Origin of the sequence: Peredibacter sp. HCB2-198, assembly GCF_045999315.1 — a bacterium.
Lineage (GTDB): Bacteria > Bdellovibrionota > Bacteriovoracia > Bacteriovoracales > Bacteriovoracaceae > Peredibacter.
This window is the reverse complement of record NZ_CP174607.1, coordinates 3768285-3789942: the sequence shown is the minus strand read 5'-3', so window position 1 is coordinate 3789942 and position 21658 is coordinate 3768285. Positions and strand designations below refer to the sequence as shown.

General features: G+C 43.0%; 18 protein-coding genes and 1 pseudogene. 8 read left to right on the top strand and 11 right to left on the bottom strand.

Features of this window, described 5'->3' with window-relative positions:
• Positions 1-10: 10 nt before the first annotated feature.
• The 8 genes from ACJVC5_RS18950 to ACJVC5_RS18915 all read right to left on the bottom strand — a co-directional run bounded on the left by ACJVC5_RS18950 (position 11) and on the right by ACJVC5_RS18915 (position 9290).
• The gene (locus tag ACJVC5_RS18950; protein ID WP_408097115.1) at positions 11-1291 is read right to left on the bottom strand and encodes a lysine N(6)-hydroxylase/L-ornithine N(5)-oxygenase family protein; all 1281 of its coding nucleotides are present in this window, start codon (positions 1289-1291) and stop codon (positions 11-13) included.
• Positions 1288-3015, bottom strand: a complete 1728-nt coding sequence (locus ACJVC5_RS18945) for an IucA/IucC family protein (RefSeq protein WP_408097114.1) — start codon at positions 3013-3015, stop codon at positions 1288-1290. Before ACJVC5_RS18945 ends, ACJVC5_RS18950 begins: the two co-directional genes overlap by 4 nt.
• Positions 3012-3971, bottom strand: a complete 960-nt coding sequence (locus ACJVC5_RS18940) for a GNAT family N-acetyltransferase (RefSeq protein WP_408097113.1) — start codon at positions 3969-3971, stop codon at positions 3012-3014. The genes ACJVC5_RS18945 and ACJVC5_RS18940 overlap by 4 nt, the downstream gene beginning before the upstream one ends.
• 1 nt (position 3972) lies before the next feature.
• Positions 3973-5685: an IucA/IucC family protein gene (locus ACJVC5_RS18935; protein ID WP_408097112.1), complete on the bottom strand. Its 1713-nt coding sequence runs from the start codon at positions 5683-5685 to the stop codon at positions 3973-3975.
• Positions 5679-6857: an MFS transporter gene (locus tag ACJVC5_RS18930; protein WP_408097111.1), complete on the bottom strand. Its 1179-nt coding sequence runs from the start codon at positions 6855-6857 to the stop codon at positions 5679-5681. The genes ACJVC5_RS18935 and ACJVC5_RS18930 overlap by 7 nt, the downstream gene beginning before the upstream one ends.
• A gap of 121 nt (positions 6858-6978) precedes the next feature.
• Complete coding sequence (locus ACJVC5_RS18925) at positions 6979-7734, bottom strand: SDR family NAD(P)-dependent oxidoreductase (RefSeq protein WP_408097110.1); 756 nt, start codon at positions 7732-7734, stop codon at positions 6979-6981.
• 113 nt (positions 7735-7847) lie between these two features.
• On the bottom strand, positions 7848-8702 hold the full coding sequence (locus ACJVC5_RS18920) for an endonuclease/exonuclease/phosphatase family protein (protein ID WP_408097109.1): 855 nt from the start codon (positions 8700-8702) through the stop codon (positions 7848-7850).
• A 75-nt stretch (positions 8703-8777) separates the two neighbouring features.
• Positions 8778-9290, bottom strand: a complete 513-nt coding sequence (locus ACJVC5_RS18915; protein ID WP_408097108.1) for an NADPH-dependent FMN reductase — start codon at positions 9288-9290, stop codon at positions 8778-8780.
• Positions 9291-9373: 83 nt separating this feature from the next.
• Between ACJVC5_RS18915 and ACJVC5_RS18910 the strand changes: the two genes are divergently transcribed.
• The 5 genes from ACJVC5_RS18910 (at position 9374) to ACJVC5_RS18890 (ending at position 13240) form a co-directional block, all read left to right on the top strand.
• A complete protein-coding gene (locus ACJVC5_RS18910; protein WP_408097107.1) occupies positions 9374-10537 on the top strand; it encodes a Bcr/CflA family multidrug efflux MFS transporter in 1164 nt (387 codons plus the stop codon).
• A gap of 82 nt (positions 10538-10619) precedes the next feature.
• A complete protein-coding gene (locus tag ACJVC5_RS18905) occupies positions 10620-11237 on the top strand; it encodes a hypothetical protein (protein ID WP_408097106.1) in 618 nt (205 codons plus the stop codon).
• 266 nt (positions 11238-11503) lie between these two features.
• Complete coding sequence (locus ACJVC5_RS18900; protein WP_408097105.1) at positions 11504-12079, top strand: hypothetical protein; 576 nt, start codon at positions 11504-11506, stop codon at positions 12077-12079.
• Positions 12080-12094: 15 nt separating this feature from the next.
• On the top strand, positions 12095-12322 hold the full coding sequence (locus ACJVC5_RS18895; RefSeq protein WP_408097104.1) for a hypothetical protein: 228 nt from the start codon (positions 12095-12097) through the stop codon (positions 12320-12322).
• A gap of 99 nt (positions 12323-12421) precedes the next feature.
• On the top strand, positions 12422-13240 hold the full coding sequence (locus tag ACJVC5_RS18890) for a hypothetical protein (protein WP_408097103.1): 819 nt from the start codon (positions 12422-12424) through the stop codon (positions 13238-13240).
• On the opposite strand, the gene ACJVC5_RS18885 is transcribed toward ACJVC5_RS18890, so the two are convergent.
• Entirely contained in the window at positions 13237-16815 is a 3579-nt protein-coding gene (locus ACJVC5_RS18885; protein WP_408097102.1) for a hypothetical protein, read from the bottom strand. The genes ACJVC5_RS18890 and ACJVC5_RS18885 overlap by 4 nt on opposite strands.
• Positions 16816-17000: 185 nt before the next feature.
• Here ACJVC5_RS18885 and ACJVC5_RS18880 point away from each other — a divergent pair.
• Positions 17001-17111: pseudogene (locus ACJVC5_RS18880) on the top strand (YnfA family protein); the annotation flags it as partial.
• Here the strand turns inward: ACJVC5_RS18880 and ACJVC5_RS18875 are convergent.
• Together ACJVC5_RS18875 and ACJVC5_RS18870 are read right to left on the bottom strand one after the other, a co-directional pair.
• Positions 17108-17332, bottom strand: a complete 225-nt coding sequence (locus ACJVC5_RS18875) for a hypothetical protein (RefSeq protein ID WP_408097101.1) — start codon at positions 17330-17332, stop codon at positions 17108-17110. The pseudogene ACJVC5_RS18880 and the gene ACJVC5_RS18875 sit on opposite strands and share 4 nt — an antisense overlap.
• Positions 17333-17389: 57 nt before the next feature.
• Positions 17390-19438, bottom strand: a complete 2049-nt coding sequence (locus tag ACJVC5_RS18870; RefSeq protein ID WP_408097100.1) for an alkyl/aryl-sulfatase — start codon at positions 19436-19438, stop codon at positions 17390-17392.
• A gap of 222 nt (positions 19439-19660) precedes the next feature.
• Here ACJVC5_RS18870 and ACJVC5_RS18865 point away from each other — a divergent pair, with 222 nt between their 5' ends.
• Together ACJVC5_RS18865 and ACJVC5_RS18860 are read left to right on the top strand one after the other, a co-directional pair.
• The gene (locus tag ACJVC5_RS18865) at positions 19661-20005 is read left to right on the top strand and encodes a response regulator (RefSeq protein ID WP_408097099.1); all 345 of its coding nucleotides are present in this window, start codon (positions 19661-19663) and stop codon (positions 20003-20005) included.
• Between the two features lie 3 nt (positions 20006-20008).
• A complete protein-coding gene (locus ACJVC5_RS18860; RefSeq protein WP_408097098.1) occupies positions 20009-21652 on the top strand; it encodes an ATP-binding protein in 1644 nt (547 codons plus the stop codon).
• Positions 21653-21658 lie beyond the last annotated feature (6 nt).

The window sequence follows — 21658 nt, the reverse complement described above, 5'->3', positions numbered from 1 at the left end:
ATTGGCTTTCTTAATCTCTTCCGTACTGGATAAAAGTTGGAACCACTTCCTGTGGTAGATAAATATTCTTTTCCATTAAATCGTTAATAATTGTGGCAGATCTCCAGGCCATAAGACTGGTCTGAGGTTCTGCGATTCCATGAAGATGACGACTGAAATTGAGAGCGTAAATCTTGTTAGTTTCCGGTCCTTTCCATTTCACACGGAAAGAGCGGTCTAGTTTAAAGCGGTTTTCAGTATCAAGCTCAAGGAGGTGCTTAATTTTATTTAAGACAGGAGGGAGTGTCGAGACAAAGCCTGTGCTTAAAATGATGATGTCGGCATCGAAGCTTTCTTTCTCATAAAGGAAGCTGTTATCAAAGATCGCCTTAAAACCGCCGGTCGCATTTTTCTCAATTCCCACCAATGTTCGCTTAGGAAGAATTTTTGCTAATTGCGCGTTTTTCTCCACATGAATGAGACGATAAAGATCATTGTATAAAAGCTCCAGGTATTGAGGAGTGTTTCCATCTGAGGCAAGCTTCTGACTTTGAACGATCCCCGCCTTCTCTTTGTGATCAATGGAAAAGAACTGTTCCACATAATGTGGGTTAAAGTATTCATTGGTAAACGGTGATTCATCCAGTGGTTCAAGATTCTGACGGCGAGAGAAGAGTTTAATCTCGGCCGGCCTGCCCCATTTGCCGTGAATACCATTACGGAAGATCTCAACACCTGTCTGACCTCCGCCGATGATCAGGACTCTTTTGTTGGTAAAATCCTGTGACATCAAAAGAGGAGATTTCGCATGGAAAACAGTGCTTCCAAGGAACGGTTTTGCGAACTCAGGAATTCTTGGAGTGAGACCTGTGGCGATAGAAAGATGGGTAGAAGTATGTTTCTCACCTTTGGTGGTCACAACAAATTTGTTATCGACAAACTCAATGTCCTCAACAGAGGAATTAAAGTTCAGAGACCCATTGATGTTTTTACTTACCCATTGGCAGTAAAGTTCAAACTCACGACGAGTAATGACTCTGCGGCCGGTGTTCATAAAAGTATAGAACAGACCATTTTGTACTAAATAATTCAGGAAGGAGTGCGGACTTGTTGGATCAACGGCCGTGACCAGATCTTTTAAGTACGAAGTCTGCATGTCCGCGTCGCTAAAAAGAAGCTCCGGGTGCCATTGAAAGTAGGGCTTTTGATCGAAGAATTTAACTTCATGATCTTTGACCTTATCTAGAAGCGCCGCTAGTGAGAGATGAAATGGGCCGATACCAACACCAATTAAATGATAGTGCTGACTCATAATTGACTCGCTTGTTTAACTAAAGGGTTATTGAGAGGAGAACCCAAAATCGGAAGAGGACGAGCATCTGAATCTCCGTAACCGATATTGAATCGGACCTTGTTCAGAAGCACACGACTAATCTGTGGTTGGAGCAAATCAATTTGTTGATCGACTTTCACCTGATGGGATTTTTTATAAAGCTCAATGACATCTGAAAGGACGCCATAGAAAAGTGACTCTTCCATGTCTTCGCTTTCTTTCATTACCGCTGAAATGAATCTTAGAACCGTCACAAAGTGACCTGTCACAAGATCATGAATCAGGTAGTGAGGAGGAAGCTTGGTGATATCTTTATGAATGCCGCTGAAATATTTTTGTCCAGCTTCAGGAAGCTCAGTTAAAAGCCTCATGTCGCCATGGAAGTCTTTTAAGATCATACGGTGAGGGCGGTGATCTTTCAGAACGAGAACAATGTTCTGGCCGTGGGCCACCAAACCAACACCATACTTCAGTTGCAAGTGATAGAGAGGAACCACCACTGTTTCAAACAGAGAGCGAAGCCAAATTTCGGCCGCAAGACCAGAGGCCCGGATGTATTCTCCAATAAGGGAGTCTCCGTTCTCATCTTGATGAAAGAGACTTGCGGTCAGGATGGCTTTCTCGTTATTGGCAAGTTTACTCATTGAGCTTTCGCGGTAAACTGCGCCGAGGAACTCATGATAACGATAAGGGGCCTTCTCAATCTTTTTGTATGACGGATGAACAAAAGTCACCCCGGCCGCTTCTTTAAGAATTTGGATGTCTTTTAACGTCTCATCACTCTGGCACAGGGCCTCAAGATTATGTGAAAGGGACGGACCCATCTCAACGTGCTTCGCTGGTAGACCTCGAATACATGACGTATTCAAAATACTCAGGGGAAGTTTAATGTCCATTTTTTCAGGACGAGAAACGTTAGAAAGAGTACGGATAGAAATTTGCGGGCAGTAGTCATCGCCATATTCGCCCACTGGAATCAGTGATCCGGCAGCAATCTCGGCCGCAAATTGAATCTGAATATAACGCTTCCATTGCCATGGATGAACCGGAAGAATTGTGTGGCCAGCATGAACGCCTTTCACTTTTAGCACTTCTTTAAAGTACGAAAGCTCCGCCGGGCCAAAACTCTCTGCCAGAATTTTTTCTTCACTTATACCAGTGGCAAGATTGATATTGAGGAGCTCTTTTTTAACGGCGATCCAGAAAAGTTTAAATGGTTGATGAGACTCTGGGGCATATTTCTCCAGGTCTTCAGCGTTCCAACCAACACGGCCCTTATTGAGAAGAATCTTGGGGTGACCATTTAGAACAGTTTGAATCTTCTCACCGTTCCAGTGGGCCAGGTCTTTAACCGTTGTCGCTTTATTTCTCTCTTTAAGCCTTGTATCGCTGTAAAGAGTGTTGTGCATTTCCTCCAGGAAGTTTCCTAGAGTGATGTCATTCATACCGGTTTCAAGCTGAATATCAGAGAAGAATTGAGCCGCACTTACAACGACTTCTCCATTTCGAAGAAGAGTGGCGGGTTTTACGCGGAGGTATTCCCAAACCGTTTTCCAACCTTCGAAACGATAAACGACACCAGATTGAGTCGTAAACTCAAAGTGAGTCCCTTTTAGTTCAGGTCGTAGCACTTCTTCAAAGGTGAGTTCACCGATAGACTTTGCCACAAGATCCTGATTAACGCTGTTCCAGATTTTGATCACAGAGCATGTCTCCCAAAGAACACTTCGCGACGGTTCTCAAGAAGGGCCGCACGCTTATGAGGAAAATCGAACTCTTTAAGTTTTGTCCAACCGATCGAGGCCTGGGCGTATTTAAGGACCTTTTGGTTATCATGACGTGGCTCTGCCATGACCTTGCGAGTTCTTGGATCATCAAGATAGAAGAAGTGAAGAACAGACTTAATCGCCGAATCCGTATTGAATCCGCCAAGGAAACTTGGTTCACCAATCAGAAAATGGAAGCCTCGATCGAAGGCCTCACTTTCATAATAAGGTCCCAGTCGATCTTCCGCCACCCAGTAGAACTCAAAGTATCCAACCGGTTTACCGTCAGACTCAATAATGATCGGAAACTGGTGAGGGTCATTAAGACCATTTTGAATATACTCACGAAGTTCTTCTTTTGGTTTTGCCAGTTCCCAGAAATGCGCCACTCGCGATTGGTTGTGCCAATTGTGGAAGAGATCCAGATCTTCGATTGTGATCAAACGGAACGAAAGAGTTTTACCTGCGGCGGGATAATAGCGACGGTAAAGAGTTCCAGAGGGAAGACGTGGTCTTACCGGATGGGCACGACCTTTTGTTTCGGTCCAACGCTCCGGAGTGATGGTGTGGTTTTTCTTATAGGTCCAAAGGGCCGGGTTCTGATAAAACTCAGAACGAAAGCTTTCTTTTTCTTCTAATGGGAATTGAAACAACTGAACGTGAGTGACATTTGAATGAGATCCAAAAAGGTGCTCAAGAGCAATGTCGGTCAGTTCTTTCACATCATTGGCATTTGTATCTTTTAAGAAGAGCGAAAGCTCGTTCTCCGAGACCGTAAAAGTTGCCGTTAACTTTTGATCACGAGTTGAATGAACAGTGATCTCGCTCCCATTCAAAGTTGCCTTGAATGAATCTTCAGACGTAAGAGGTGAGTATACTACTTCTTGGTTCATATTATTTCCCTACTAAAAATGGATTTGGTATTTGGACATAAATATCCAGTGGGTTCTTGGCCGTGTTCTCGTTGATGTTACGAAGACTACACAGGAAGTTCCCTTTATGTTGAAGGACTTTGTCGTTTAATAAATATTGAATGCAACTTGGGTCCTTCGGATTCTCTGCCAGGGCCTTTTCCAGGAACGCTCTCATCTGTAAAATAAGTTTTTCTTCTGAAACGGCATTCCCCTGGGCCAGGGCCGTCATGACGTTGAAGGTGGAGTTAATAATGAGATAGTAAGTGAATAGGTAGTTCGCAATCTCATAGTTAAGAATGTTTCCATTATTAACATCAATGGTTTTTACCGACTTCCCGAAGAGCTCAAGGCCCAAGGGAGAGTAACCAGTTCCATGACAGTCACGGAAAGTCGCCTTCACGGGAAGGTTATTTTCAATTCCAATAATAAGATTCTGCTGATGGGCCCCGAGAAGAATTCCAAAGTTCTTCTGAGCATCAAGCATTGGTGCCACGGCATTTTTCAGATAAAGATCAAACCACTTATTTGAAGCGTCGGCGTGGCCGAGCTTTTCTTGTTCAGCGTACTTTCTCACCAGGCACTGGAGAAGGTTCTCTTTAAACTCAGGATGGTCCTGAGTAAGGACGGCCAGTACCACGTGCTGAACTTTATCTTCTTTAAAAGAATTTTCGCGGCAAACGACAAACGTTTCCCTAATCGGAAGACCCTTTTCATCTTTAATCGCGTAATAAGAAGGTTCAAAGACCACGTTAAAACCAGGGTGAGAGGCAAGAAGAGATTTCCCTTCTTTTGTGTTGAACACTTCATGCACCTGAAGACCACGAAGTAATTCGTGCTCGAGAAGGTGTCTCATAGAATTTGTGAGCTTCACATTGAGTGAAAACTTCAGCATGTAGCTTGCTGATTCTCGATAGATGGTTCTTAGAGATGTGGTCGGATACCAATCAGGTCCTGTTTCATTCATCTCCATCATCCGACCTTGCTTCATATAGGTCTGAATGACTGGCATTGAAAGAATATGCTGGGCCTGCCATGGGTGCATCGGAAAGGCCTGATAACCTTCAATCGCCGCTTTATGAGGAAATTCTTCTTTCCACATTTTAGTGAGCCACTCATGATCGTCGAAAATCTCTGACGATTTTTTGTAGATCATGTCATTGGCCACCCAAAACCATCGAAGAGGAAACTGTCCACCACATTCAGGTGAGTATAATTTGGCATCAATCTGATTGAAGCCCGTTTTATTTTTGGGAGCTGGATGAAAAGCATGTCCTACGAAAAGGGCACGTTCTGCATCTTTGAAATTCGGAAGGTCCCTAAAGATAGATTCAAAATCATTCTTTCTGAGTTTTAAAGAAAAGCGAATGTTCTCTTCACTGTCTTTCACTCGCGAGATGAAATTGTTGATGTTGTGAATTTCATCTTCCGTTTTCGCCAGAGTCTTCAGCATGAGTTCCACAGATTTCTGGAAATCAATTTGAGTATGGTCACCTTTGTTTCGGAGGAAGAAGGTCCCTTGATACTCGTGACGTCCCAGACGGGAGTAGCGCTTAAGTGGAATTACCAGCTCTTGCTCAGCATCGAGTTGTACGAAGAAAGCGTTCTGGTTTCTGAAAGTACCAAGGCGATTCTGTCTCCACTCAAGGAAGAGGGAATTATAAAAGCATGTGGCCGAGTGTAATGAGGCTAACATACCTTGACCTCCGCCTGCGCGAGGATCCTAATTCCGCTCATGATAAGTAGCCCTAGAATAACCACTGAAACAAGCTGATGGTTACCGATCGCCGCGAGAATTCCTCCCAAGGCGTAGGAAAGTGTATTGAAGGAAGCGAGTTGTCCCAGACGTTGACCGCGAGTTTCTCTGTCCAGACCCATCCCCTCCATAAAAGTAATATTACTTGGTTGAAGGAAAGCAATTCCAAGTGAAATGCCAGCGATGCCAATCCAGTAGCTCATTTCATTTGAAACAAAAGCGATGAGTAGAGCACCAGAGGTCATGGCCATAATCCCGACTGAAAGGGGAATGCGCCAATTGTTTTTAAAAAGTGTCCCGCCCACGACCTGAACGATAGACATGATGATAGTGCCACTCAAGAGAAGCTTTGCCATAAAGGTACTGGCCGCTTCTGGATTTAAGGCCAAATCAAGACTGATCTTTTCGCCGAGGCTTGAGTGAAGCATTCCCGTGTAGAGACCAAAGCTCATAGTAAGGGCAATAGGAAGAACGAGCTTTTTAGAGACCGCGAATGGAGAAGGACGATTCTTTTTGGCCTTAATGTTGTTTGCTTCCTGCTCTTGCATCATCAGCAGAAGATTTAAGAACCACAAAACTCCTCCCCAAATAGTGAGTCCATGAATGATGGATTCGGCACTGAAAGGAAGTAGAAGAAGACACGGTCCGAGTGTGCGGCCGATATTTAGAAATGCGGAATGAGAGAACATGCTCTTCATCATTTCCTGGCCCCACGAGAGACGAATGCTTTGTGAGATGGCAGGAATTCCCGAAGCGAGGGCACCGTAAGAAATTCTTCCCATGAGAAGAATCATCATGGCAGTTACCATGGTGAAAGATTTCTCAAGAATGAAGATGAGAGAAGCAAAAATCAGAGAAACAAAAAGTCCTGTCACATTGATGAAGAGAATTTTTTGAGGATTTTCTAAATCAGCGCGGTTTGACCAATAAGGTGAGCCCCACAAAAAGATCAAGGTTCCAAAAGAAAAAGCGAGCGCAATAATTGAAATCGAAAGACCAAGTTTTATGGCCAAAATGGGGAACAAAGAAAACAAGAGAAGTTGATTGGCCCCGAAAGTCAGAAGGTTCAAATTGAGAACTAATTTTTTAAGGCCAAAAGGTAGTTGAAACATCTTAAATTAAAAGATTTTTTGTTATTGGAAATGACTTTTACCAGAGGGGAGTTTGATAAGTCAAACAGAGGTTTATATTTTTAAACCCTTTTAATTTACTCGATGCAAAATTGTGAAGTTTTTACTGTCTGGAATTGGCCTCGTTAACGCGGCGTTGAATCTCCGTTTTAATCTTATCCGGAATGATTTGATTTGCCCAGCTTTGAAGCTTGGTTTTGAGACTAGCTTCGAACACCTTACTTCGCCCACTTAGAATCGCCTCATAGCCCTCCCGAGCTTGAGCGACGATATCGTCTTCGAATTGATTTTCTTCTCCGAACACCGGAATCATAGTGGTGATGGTAATGCCGTGAGTGCGGGCCGTATGCTGGATGGACTCTGCAAATGAATTAAGAAAGGCCATGCTCGAACCATAAATGGCCTCAAGAGGCGCAGAACTCGATGTCGGGAATGGAGAAGCGATGAGAATTTTTCCATTGCTCGCACTCATCATATCTCTTAGAACTAGTTTTATGAGATGAATGGTAGAAATAATGTTGTGATTGATGAGTTGAATCTCGCGCTTAATGGCGGTTTCAGTAAAGTCTCCACTCACACCATCAGTACAAGTGATCACCAAGGCATCAACGGGTCGATCAAATGATCGAATGGCCTCATAAAGTTTTTCGGTGCTTCGATAAGTGTCTAATTGAGATTCCATTCCAATGACTTCAACTCCAAAAGTTCGAAGTTCATCTTCCGCATGGGCGATACCATTACTGGATGATGTAATGAGTAAGTCATAGCCGTGTGAAGCAAATTGCCGTGCCATTTCCATTCCAAGTTTACTGGAGATGCCGGTCACAATGGCAAAAGGTCTTTGCAGAGAATCACTCACATTTTGCTCCTGTTCTACCCCAGGGTGGGGAAAAAATGGACTTACTCCCGCTTGTATAAGCAGGAGCAAATCGTCATGAATGGAAATTGCAAAGTGAGTGCCGAGACGTGGACCTATTGGTCAACTGACATTTCGAGGAACAATGGTTTGTGATCGCTGCCGTAGGCCTGTCCGATGACTTCAGCATTGCTCACTGAAAGACCACGAACAAAAGCATGATCGAGATAGTTCTTAGTGAATTTAAATCTCATACGAAGGTGACCATTTTTAAAAGTCACTGTCTTGAAGCCGTTCTTTTGAATCATGTTCATCAGATACTTCGTGCGCATTTGAGTGCGAGTATTGAAATCACCTGCAAAAAGAATCGGTCCGGTATGTTGATCAATTACTGCCTGGGCCTGATTCATATGTCTCACAAAGGTCGCGTGACTAGTAAGATTAATTCCATGAACAGAGATCACCAGAAGCTCGTCCTGTTGACCCTCAATGGGATATTTGGCGAAGGTAATTGATTTAGGAGTTCCTGTCACAGGTTCATCATCAACCGAATGCTTCACGATGACCTCAGTCGGATCAACGTTTGATCCAATCATGGTTCCAGTCGCTTGGTTGTTATACATGCGATAAAGAAACCCGATTCCCATGTCCCAGCGAATTCCATCAAACGAAGCAGTGGTATTGTTGAAAAGCTGTGTACGATAGGCCTCTTGAAGAAGAATGAGGTCTCGGTTCTCAGCAAATTTTTTGAATTCCGGTTCCCAATTTGCTTCCAGACCTTTTTTGATGTTCCAGACGAACACCTTGATGGAGTCAGGTTTAAAGTAGCGGTCACGAGCAGAACCATAGAAGGTGTGAGACTGACTTTCGGGTAAAATTCTAAAAAAGCGAGTCAGGACATCCTTGTCTTCGGCAACAGCATGAACGTTAACCAGAAAAACGAATGAAATGAGCAACAATAATCGATCCATGATTATTAACTCCAGTTCCTAATATTATGGCATGAATTCTTATAGAGGAATTTTGCAGTGGGGCGACAGACAGGTTTAATGGCATAGTTTAACTAATTCCTGACTGACCGATAATAACGATTTTTCGTCTAATACTTTATTACTGTGAGTGAGAATCTGGCGTCCGATAACGTTCATTCCGATGAAGGCCAGTTGAGTTCTCATGCTCAGAAGAACGTTAAAACCACCGCCACCAGAGAAGGTCGCAAGTGCTGCTGGTCTACTGTTTAAGCAGTTTCTCCAGTCTTTGCTTGATCGACTAAGCCAGGCAAGGAAGTTGTTAAACACTGGGGGAGTGCTACCATTGTATTCCGGGGCAATGAAAACATATCCATGGGCCCCGTTCAATAGGGGCATTTGGTTCTTTAGTAATTCAGCGGCGTTGTACTTGGTTTCAGTTCTTGAAGAGTACAAAGGTAAATCAAGATCGACTAGATTGATAATTGAAACGTTGGCGTTCTGAGATTCAAGGCTTTCTTTGAACTTTTGAGCGAGTTCCAGGTTTTTGACTTCACTGGCAGTAAGGATCACAATATTTTTCTTTTCCATGGCTAAAATTCTATTGAAGAGAGTGCGCAATGGCGATAAAAAAAGACCCTCGTATTGTTTGATTCCTGTAAAAAGAGTTAATCGTGAACCTCACTATCCTTATCCTTGGTCTTCTAACTGCCTTTGGTCCTCTCTCAATTGATATGTATCTTCCGGCCCTTCCGGGAATAGCAAAAGACTTTGCTGTGCCATTAGCATCTGTTCAGTTATCTCTGGCATCGTTTCTCGTAGGGATCGCATTAGGACAAATTTTTTATGGGCCAATTACCGATCGTTGGGGAAGGAAAAAACCTCTTTACATTGGTTTGATTATTTATGCCTTGGCCTCTTTCGCCTGTGCCTCTACTTTTAGTGTGAATGGACTAATCCTATACCGCTTCATGCAGGCCCTGGGTGCTTGTGCGGGTATGGTCATTACTCGAGCGATGGTAAGAGATCTTTATCAATCTCATGAATCTGCAAAAGTATTTTCACTCCTGATGCTTATCATGGGAGTGGCACCTATTCTTGCCCCGGTTCTGGGTGGAGTTTTAACAACTGCTTTTGGATGGAGGTCCATTTTCTGGATTCTCACAGGCATAAGTTTATTGGCACTCATATGTGTTTATAAATTTTTACCTGAGACCCATAAACCTGATGTGAAGTACGGGATGAAGGACATTTTTCGAAATTATTTTGGGATTTTGAAAGACAAAAATTTCACCGGCTACACTCTGTCTATGAGTCTCGTGTATGCGGGGATGTTTGCTTATATTACGGGTTCACCATTTGTTTTTATTAATCATTACGGACTAACACCGGCCCAATATGCGTGGGTGTTCGGAATCAATGCCTTCGGACTTATCGCTTTCTCTCAAATTAACGGTCGCATTCTTCGAAAGCTCACACCAGAAACAATTCTGGTTCGTGCTCTGCCTTTTGTGACAGTTTTTGGTGTGATGATTTTTATCGTTGGCCTCATGAATGGACCTATTTGGGCCATGTGTGGATGTCTGTTCCTTATTATCTCAAATATGGGTCTGATTGCTCCTAATACTTCTGCCTGTGCCCTGGCCCACCAGAAAAAACACGCAGGTAGCGCCTCGGCCTTAATGGGGACCATTCAATTTGCCGTGGCCGGGATCATTTCAAGCCTGGTCAGCCATTTTCATAATGGCACGATCTTGCCAATGACCGCGATTATGTGTGTTTGCGGGGTCTTATCGTATTTATCTTATTTACTGCTCATAAAACGTAGGGTCCTTTAGACGAAATCCAGTTTCCCTGGGTTTTCATGTTGAGTTCCTTTTGCTACAAGGTGGCGCATCTCTTACCTGAAAGGAGCTCCACATGAAATTCGTTTCTCTATTAGTCGCTTTCTGCTTTTCACTAAACGTGATGGCAAGTACCGGAACAATCCAAGAGCTTGAAAGAAGCATTGATGAGTATCAATATGCTTTAACAGTTGATTGGGACCAAAAAGATGAGAAGTTCTACGATGAACAAACTCAAATCTTCTTTGGAAAAATGGAAAAGCTTATTCAAGCTGGTCTATCTCAAAAAGAGATCCAAACTTTTGTTGAAAAACGTGTAAACAACAATAAAGCAGTTGAAGCACTAAAATTAAAAATTTCACTTCTAGCGAAAAACGCCTCTTCTGAAGAGCTTGCTCAAGTAGTAAAAGAGGCAACTAAAGAAATTTATGCTCAAGGTGCTAGTTGGAACGGCTACGTGATCTTCCCATGGATCGCTGGCGGTATCGTTGTTGCTCTTCTTGCTTACGGCGCTTGGTGGGACGCAAACCACGAGTGTGTTGCTTACGAGAATCAATATGTATGTAACACATACTATACTTGTAATGGTCAGGTTATTTACGGATCACCGACTGGAAGTTCTTGTACATTCCCGATTGCACACACAACTTGCGGATACACCGACGTTTGTACTGAATATCAGAAAAAAGATTAGTTCTTCTGGGCCACTCGCAAGAGTGGCCTTTTTGTTTTTCCCTTCTTTGGAATAAAAAACATCTCGCTCGATCTACATCTAAACACTCCGTCTCTATAAAACTCATCCTTCCAGAAAATTGAATTCATAGAAATATTCCATTTTTTCTTTCCGCACTTTCAAACCACTTGTTGCATCAAATTTCCTTCTGTCGAAAATACGAAGCTCCTTTAGAAAAAATTTAGGTTTGCCAAGAAGGCAAAAGACAAAAACAGTAAGGAGTTTTCATGACGAAATCCGTTCTTCCTCTCGCCCTTGCAGTTGGTATGTTTTCCGCCCAAAACACTTCTGCAGCAGTGCCGACCCTGGCCAAAACATTCGATACCAATGTGACAACTGTTGGTATGACCAGTTCCCAGGAGGCAAAAATTCAGGCCGCTGAACGCAAGATTCGCGCAGTCATTGGTTCTGAAGAATTTCGTACACGTGTACTGAATCACACTTATAACGGAAGAAAGCAGTTCTTAAGTCCCAATGGGCTGACTAATGCTCAGATCTACCAGAAGATTTTAGAAGGTGCAGAGAAGCTCTCTCCTGCGAAAAACAACGCCATGGATATTACTGTGAAGTTGTATTATCAAAATTCAAGCACCGTAGGCTACACAACTACCACAAGTAAAGTCATTAACATGAACACGAAGTTCTTTAACAAGTACACGTCGTCTCAAGTCGCACACAATATGATGCACGAATGGATGCACAAGTTGGGTTTTGGCCATACTTCGTATTACACCTCAAGTCGAATTTACTCTGTGCCGTATGCACTTGGTAAAATCATGAATGAACTTGCACCGAAGTATTAATAAAAGGAGTAACGAATGAAAAAATTAACAGCTCTATTGGCGCTCTCTTTAACCACAATGGCCCTTGCAACGGACACGGTTGTCGAGTTCGATCAAAGTCTTGAAGTAAGATGTCATCAACAAGCAGTGGCGGCAAAGTGTGTAAGTAACACTGGTGAGCCGAACTTTTCTTGTATCGAAAAGAACGCAAACGGTAAAATGAGCAAAGATTGTAAATCTCTTTACCGCGCAAATTCTAAATAACTCATCACACAGGGACCTCAGGGTCCCTTTTCTTTTGCGCTCTTAGCATTGTAATGATTGTCAGCAATGGTGAAGAATCAGTGCATTGATGAGAGTGCCATGAAGAAAATTCTCTTACTCAAATTTGGAATCATCTTGTTCCTTGCCGCTTGCGGTAAGAACACGAAAGTTGATGATGAAATCCAATATGAAGAACCACCCAACGGCACTTATACCGCCATATTATTTCCCATCAATGATAAGGTCGCACCAAATGTCACCGGGAAGGTGAGGGTGATAAAACTTGGTGATCAGTTTGAAGTGGCGATTAAGCTTTCTAAAGGCACAAAAGGGATTCATCCTCAACACTTACATACAGGCGTTGAATGTCCGATCATGAATGCGGACGCTAACCGCGATGGCTATGTCGACTATCAAGAGGCCAAGAAAAGTATTGGTTATAAACTTCTTCCATTTGATGATGACTTAAGTTCTCAACTTGCAGGCAATCATATTTATCCAAATGGTGATTACAGTTATAAGAAAAGTACTTCTTATTCTCTTCTCCTCTCTGATTTGAAACAGCCCGATGATGTAGACGGTGACACCATGATAAAACTTGATGGTGTAGAATTGCCATTAGATGGAAGGGCCGTCGTTATTTATGGCCATCCAAAAAGTCTTCCTGCTGCATTGGCAACGAGTGAGATACCCATTGCTTGTGGAGTTTTGTCCAAAACAAGTTCTTATCCAGACGGAGATGAGTGGGAAGAAAGAGATGATACTGTAAGTAGACCGAGACCACGACCTAGACCCAGACCGCCTGAGCCTCCGCCACCTGAGCCACCACCGAGACCACCGGAACCTGATTCCTGGTGGGAGAGAATGTATGAGCGGTGGAACCGCTGGCGCGAACGTTGGAGGGACTGGTGGAATTAGTCCTCGAATAGACGAGGGCCCTCATCACCTAGTTCCCAAACTGCTCGTGTCACTGGAGTTGTAGTGAGACCCATTTTGTAGGCGTGATAGTCCAGCATTTTTTGTTCGTCGTCCGCATTGTTCATGTCCCACATGATACTTCTCCAGGCGGTACTAAATGAAGAAAGGTCATTTAAGTTTTGAGGAAGAAGGACATTGGTTGCTGGAGTGGCCGATCCAGGCACAACATAAACATCATCTGTTAAATAAACACTCACTTTTCCACTCGTACTACAAGCACTTGTTGGAATAGTAAAATCCGGACCAGCAATATTTATGACGTGATGATATCTTGGAGTTTGTCCATCCGGTGTGAAGATTATAACCAGCTCTTTATCATAAATACTTAGTGAGTTATAACTCGAGCTAAATGAGGCCCATGATGTAAGACCCGACCAGGCAGGAACATTCAGCATGTTGCCACTCGTACAAGTATATGGCGTTTCTTGTAAAAGCATCTTACCTGAGATACCACCTCTTTTCACATCAATGTGTGTTCCACCACCTGATCCCGCAATCAAGTTTCCATCTCCAGGAAAATTAAGGAGAGGAGCAGTACTTGTATTATTGGAAAGGAGCCGCCCCAGATTTACAACACGTTGAAGAGTTCCTGAGTTGTAACGAGTATAATAATAAGTATCTCCGCCATTCGTTCTAAATTCCACATGTGAAGGAACAGAAATGTCTGTCATCTTATTCATGTTGGTGTCGACTAGCATTGAAAGAGTGTCCGTTACAAATCCAGAGTCATCTCTGAAATGGACACTCATATTTATCCTGGCAATCTCACCTGAATTTTGAGTGGAAATGCCAGCAAAACCTGAACATGCAGAGGTAGAACACCTTAAAGAACCACCAACTCTGGAGTCATAAATTTTACCATTTGTTTGATTAATAGACACAAACGTGGACATGTTGTTGTTGCCTTCAATGTTCCCATCAAACTTTATGTTTTGAATGAGACCAGCGTTCCTGCCAACGAGGCCTGAAGCATGAACATTGAACTTGCCACGGACAGAAACATCGAGATTTAAGAGGTTGCCCATGTTTTGGCGGACCAAAACTGATCCGGGATTAGAGACATCATTGGTGGCCATACTAGTACGACTCATTCCCTGAATACGAAGATTCTTGATCTCGCCATAAAGGAAATCGATGTGTGCAGTACCTGCGCCTCCTGTGAAGTTGCTATGGCCCCCGATAAGGGCCCTGTTGTTTCCATCAAGATATGCCTTAAAAGAAGGAATATCGTATGCGAGTGTGCTGGTGTTACTCAGGCGAATATTGGCCAAAAGCTTAAGTCTTAGAGTAGAAGGGGCAAGGTCTTGGTATTCCATCTCATTACAAATGTATCTTGGAGAGGTCTCCGTACCTGCTCCCGCACCCAGACTTCCGGAAGAACATGGATGATACTCAAAATCAAAGCGAGGATAAACGCCGTTTACAATCTTCCAGTCATCTGAAGTGATGTCTACTAATGTTGTCATCATTGATGAACTTCTTATGTCAGCAATCGAACGTGAAACAAATGGGCCCGTTACATTGGTTGCCTGTTCTCCAGATTCTGCTGGACCGAGATTGTATACCGCTGAAAGAATATTTGGTGTCCCAGATTCCGCATAACCAACAATGCTTCCTTGTTTGCAACCAGTAGTACATCCCGTTTGAACGTTGGCGAGAGAATACCCGCCAGCTAAATTACCACTGCCTGTCCAGTAACCAATCACACCACCAGCATAATTATAGAGATCTGATGAATTCAAATTGATATTAGAAATCGTATAGAAATTGGTAATAGAGGAGTTACTAGATGAGCCTGCAATACCGCCAACTTGTTTACCATCCGTGCGAACTTCTCCCTCGTGCTTGACCCAGTTAAGTAAGGCATTATCAACAAGGCCTGCTACTCCACCGACGTTTAGAATGGTTTGACCAGATCTTGCCTCAACATCAACTTCGGAAATGATCTTGCTCATTTCACCGTTGTAAAGATATCCAATCACACCACCTACACGAGAAGAGTCACCACGAACTTTACTGTTGAGAACTGAGACTTGTTTGACAGTACCAAAATTTAAATAACCAATGAGGCCTCCGACATCTGTGGCGCCCACATTGTCACCATTCTCTGGGCGACCTTGGATTTCAGCTTGGCCCAATTTAATATTATTGAAAAGGAGAGAAGAGGCGCCTGCTGATCCTGTTGCTTCACCTGCAATGGCCCCAACTCGGAAACGGCCTTCAATCTCAGGTCTTTCTAGATTAAAGTCACCGATATATATGCCGGTTCCTTGAATATGAGCAAAGATTCCAAGATGGCTTCTGTCTTTATCGCGAAGACGAAGGTTTTTCATGGAAAAGCCACTTCCATAAAAATTTCCGAGGAAAGTATTGATGTTGTCCCAAATAATGTCTGAACCGGAGCAAGTGGCGTAGGGGTAACCAACGGGAATAAAGTTTGTTCCTAACTCTAAGCACGCAGCTTGATCGAGAAGTTCCTGCCCCAGACCGATGGAGTACTTATTAAAATCTAAATCTGATTGAAGTTTGTAAGAACTTGCAAAAGCGGCCACCGCATTGATTTTGTACCACTGAGGAACACTACAAATTACAAACGGATGACTGGCCAGACCTGTACCAGCGGCGAATGGGTGATCTTCCAGATTCGTTCCATCTCTTCCCAAACAAATTTGAGTAGGAGTGACTTCGATGAAATGATGATATTTGTAGGCCCCATTATAGACCTTTGTTGAAACACTAGGAGCAGCAGAAACTCCATTAGGATATTGAATGATCTCAGCACCTCTTCTTCCAGTAGAGGTATCGCAATCATTTGAGCCAGGAAACATCTCCATGACAAATTTGAAAGGAAGATTTTGTCCGCCAGCAGGAAGTCCTGGTTGTTCAACGGTATTTGTTGCTGAAATACAACTTCCTTCGATGGCACCGTTCTCAGCAAGGGCCTTAAAGCGATAGCTTCCAATTGGCGCTTTAAAGGATTTTCTATTTGCAACTGTTGAGTTGTCAGAACATATATCAGTGTTTCCTGAAATGCTGGCAAGATTGGAACAGAATTGCATTTTGATTGATGGAAGTTTATTTCCATTCATTCCAGGAGTTCCGGCAAAAATAGAATCCATGCAATTTGGATTTGTGATGGATAGATCAATCGCAGTAGGTTCTCCTCCTAGAATTGTGGGAGAGCTTTTTCCACAGCGGGCCACGCCACCAAAGGGAGTGCTGTTACTTGGATTTGAAGTTCCTGAATATTCTAAAGAACCGTCCCATGCCATGGCATAAAAGGTCCAAGTTCCATTTTCCAGACTCAGTTTGATTTCATCTGCATCTTGAAGACGGTGAGCAAAACTTTTTCCTGTTTCGCTTTGACCCCAGATGATGAGACCCCCACCTGATATGGCAGAAAGTGAACCGCTCATCACAAAATTGTGGCTTACTTTTAAAGCGACATTTGTCCCTTTCTGACTACAAGAAATAGTCATAAAAAGGAGAGCGATAAGTATTAGACTTTGTTTCATAACAATCCTGAGAACAGGGTTCAATACGTCTTATTACTTATCGGGGAAAATCTAAGAAAAAGCAGATGAAGCTTTTTTGTCGGCCATAGTAAGGAAATTCTTTCCGGTTCGTAGGCGTTCGTCGGTCAGCTTAGGGGGATTTACGTGGCCTCTGACACGAGGAGTGAACTGCAGTTTCCGTTTTTTGGTTATGGGCCGATGAAAAACAAATGCCCGACACCTGGGATTGGGTCGGGACTTTTGTCACTCTTTGTGAAAGGGCGATTATTGCATTTGGTCCACATCGCGTCTCCTAATCAGAACTCTCGCTCTCATCTTGCTTTTTGATTTGAACTTTATAGTTTCCTTCACGATCATAAGGCCCTAGGTTCTCTTGTTCTTCTTCTTTCTGTTTTTCCTCTTCACTGTTTTGTGGCAGCGATTGTCTGTGCTCGTTCTCGTCATCTGTTGGAGTATCTTTTACTTCTTGGGCAAAAACTGGAAGAGAGATAAGCAAGAATAAAAATAAAAGCTTCATGTGTTTCTCCTTATAAAAACATACCTCCCGAAGGAGGTATGTTTGTGCCAGTAACTATTATTTCTCTTCTTGCGCCTGCATCGTCGAAGGGAACTGAGTAGACTTCTCTTTGACTGGAGTCACAAGTGGGAACATTGGATCTGGACGAGTGAGTATCGAGGCGATCTCATCAATGGCCCCTTCGTCACCAGAGACCTTGAGAGAGCCATTTTCTACGAGATCTGAAGATCTCGCGGTGCCGGAGAGTAGTCTGCCAAAATCCCCTGAAGTAAGAGTGTAGGTTGAATCTAATCTTTCTTCATTTTGAGGTTTGCCGAGAAAGAGTACGGAGTTACCTAAAGTAAGGGTGTAGCGCTCTTTAGTGTCTGTAAGTTCGACACCAATACGTTTTGTTTTACCGCTGGCCTTATCTGGATCAACTAATGTTGAAGCAAAGTCCACTACCATTGCTGCAGGTAATTTACTTGCATCGACTAAAGTTCTTGCACCAACTTTAGCACCGTTTCGTAACTCATTTGCGCCCATTAAGTAGAACCCTCTCCAGGTCGCAGATTCTGCCTGAAATCCCATTTGCTCATAAGAGGCAGCGAGAAGATCCTTGGCCTTTTTATTCTCAGCATTCGCATAGACCACATGATTCAAAATTTCGGCCGACCAACGATAATCACCTTTGTCGTAGGCCTTGCGTGCTTGCTTGATGACTTTATCAGCGCCACCCATGGCCTCAACGTATTTTTTTGCCGCCACTGTTCGAGGATGTTGATTCAGCGTTGATGGGTTCCCATTGAAGTAACCAAGATAATACTGGTAAGTTGCCTTTACATTATGGCTTAAGCTTCCATAATAGCCTCTGTTATAAAACTCTTTGGCAAGTGTATCTGGAAGTTTAATTTGTTCGGCAATCTCTTCCATATCATAACCTTGGTTGGCCAGACGCAGAGTTTGATCGTTAATAAACTTATACATGTCTCGTTGTTTTGTGACGAAATCACGAATTTTCGATTTGCCAAAAGTTGGCCAGTGGTGAGACGCCATGGCCACTTCTGCTCGGTCACCAAACATTTCTAGAGTCGTATTAAGTGCATTGGCCCAAACGAGTGGGCTTCTTACTTTCGCACCTCTTAACGTGTATAGATTATGCATGTTGTAGGTCGCATCTTCGGCAAGATGAAGTGCTTTTAATTGAGGAAAGAACATTAACATTTCTGCAGGTGCCTCAGTTCCTGGTGCCATTTGAAATTCGATATCAATTCCATCAATCGTCATCTTTTCACCTGAACTGGCGATCAGCTTGTTTGGAGGAATAATACCAGTCGAACCAGTGGAGACCTTTGTTCCCAGACCTGTTCCAACTGATCCTTCAGGACCATTCTCTAAACCGTCTCCGTATGAATATGCAGCTCTTCTTGCCATGGCATTACCGGCGTAAAGATTTTCAGAAATTGCTTCTTCCATAAAACCTTGAGGGGCAATGATAGGAATTTTTCCGCCCTTCACTTCTTCATCCGTTAGAACACCGGACATACCACCAAAATGGTCACCGTGTGAGTGAGTGATAATCACAGCACTGACTGGGCGTTTACCAAGTTTTTCATTGGCAAGTTTAAGTCCTGCCGCGGCCACTTCAGGTGCTGTGGTTGTATCAATGACGATCCAACCCGTATTACCTTGAATCAGAGTCATGTTGGCGATGTCATATCCTCTGAATTGATAAATTTTATCTGCAACTTTAAAGAGTCCATGCTGACTTACCAATTGGGCCTGTCTCCATAGACTTGGATTGACCGTACTTGGGGCCGATTTGTTTTGAGTAAAAATAAAGATGTCTCCGTCGTTTACCACTTTCCCTGATTGATCCATAATTTTTGGATCAGGAAGCTTGGCCACCAGACCTCTGGTTGCAAAATCAAAACTCTCATTATCGTCAAAATTCAATTCTTTCAATACCGCCGCATTTTTCTCTTTGGTTTTTGCAGTGGCCTTTCCTGCTTCAATTGAAGAGGTGGCCTTTTTACTGGATTTTTCTTTTTTTGCCGTAGCGGCCGGAACATAAGGGGATGCTAGTAACATCGCTAAGGAAGCGACTTGAATTTGTTTTAATTTCATGAACAACTCCTTTGACTCCATAAAGAGTAAGGAGTTGAAACCTAGGATAAAAGGCGGACAGAATCTAAACTCATTTAGTGTGTCAGGATAAATGTGGCACTCCATTTGCTGATAAGAATGCAACGGAGGTATTTGTTAGTAGCAAATTAATATCTTAGGAGTGGCATGGTTACGAGTAGTAACAATAGTGAGACAATTTGTGACACGATAAAAAATACCCTAGTGATTGAGGACGATCAGGCCATTCGTGATTCTATAAAAATGGCGCTCGAATTTGAAGGTTACAATGTATTTACTGCTGCAAATGGTAAGGAGGGAATAGAAGTCCTTCAAAAAATGCCAAGGCCATGCATTATTCTTTTAGATCTTATGATGCCCATCATGAATGGCTGGGACTTTGTAGACACTGTCGAGAAAGACGTGGTCTTGGCAACAATACCTGTGGTTGTTGTAAGTGCTTATTCCGAAGGAAGGACCATCAAGGCGAATGGAGTCATTAAGAAGCCTGTAGATTTAAATGCGTTACTCAATCTCGTAAAAAAATTCTGCGCAAAAGGAAAAGAGTAGAATATGGAAGAACAAATTCCCCTTTCGCAAGATCATTTCTCCTTTGTACTCAGAAAACTCATTGATTCAACTTCCCGGGCGCCTGCTGGAGAGGCGGGACTTCGAAGAATTTATCAAGAGACTTTAAGCGGTCTTGATTCGATAGGGGTTGAGAGGGCCTCTATTTTGTTGTTTGACCCAGATGGTGTGATGAGATTTAAGGCCTGGTTAGGAATTTCCGATCATTATCGACAATCGGTTGAGGGCCATACTCCCTGGAGTCGTGATGACTTTAATCCGCCTCCTTTGATTACTTCTGATATCTATCATGATCCAAGTTTAAAACCGCATCTTCACATATTTGAATCCGAGAACATCCGGGCCTTGGCCTTTATTCCTCTCCTTTACCGTGGTCGGGTTATTGGTAAGTTCATGCTATATTCCAGAGTTCCTTACGACTTTAAAAGAGAGATTGACGCGGCCAATGCAATCGCACAACTAGTTGCTTATTCAGTTGTGAGGAAAAAGATAGAGGATCAGTTGAGTTTGAGTGAGAGTAGACTCAAGGCCATCTTGGATAATGAACCGGACTGTGTGGCCATTACAGATGCGACCGGAGTGATGAAAGACATTAATCCTGCCGGAAGAGTTCTGCTGGAAGCTGACGATACATTAGATATTATCGGCAGGAATATTTTCCCTATGGTTGTAGAAACAGACCGAGCGCGAGCAAAGGCCCTATTGTCCCGAGTTTCAAACGGTGAAAAGGCCTCATTGGAATTTGAGATCACGACTTTGAAGGGTACAAGGTTGTTTGTGGAGACCCACGCAGTTCCATTCTTTAGTGATGAATATGAGAATGTTATGATTTTATCTATCACGAGAGACATTACCGACAAGAAAAAGGTCGAGGCCCAGCGCGAGCAACTTTTAATGAAAGAAAAAGAGGCGCGTTTAGGGGCCGAGAAATCTGTGCAATTGCGTGATGATTTTCTTTCGATTGCTTCACATGAGCTTCGTACCCCATTAACTCCAATCCTCATGAATTTTCAACTTGTGGAAAAATACTTAAGGGCCTTTGGGTCGCAGGTCCCGAGAATGGAACAGATCTTAAAAGTTGTGGAAAATACTGATCAACAGTTCGGACGATTTTTAAAACTGGTAGAAAATTTGTTGGATGTATCAAGGATCACAGCGGATCGTTTTATTCTAAATAAAGAAGTCATAAATTTATCAAGTTTAATTCGCGATATTGCTCATCGTTTTAAAATGGAATTTGAGAAAGCTCATTGTGAACTCAAGCTGGAGATTCAAAATGGGGTCCTTGGATACTTTGATCGAGTTCGAATGGAGCAAGTTGTAAACAATCTCTTATCGAATGCGATTAAATATGGGGCCAACTGTCCGGTGAAAATTGCATTATCCAGTAAAGGAAATCGTGTCCAATTAATAGTGACCGACCATGGAATTGGAATTGAAGAACAAAATCAAAGTAAGATTTTTAGCCGCTTTGAACGTGTCGCTTCATCTAATTATTATGGTGGATTGGGACTTGGGCTTTTTATTACAAATAATATTGTGAAGGCCCACGGAGGCACAATCAAGGTTGAGAGCACCTTAGGAAAAGGCGCTACTTTTACCGTCGATTTGCCCTTGCAAATGATGTGATATTCA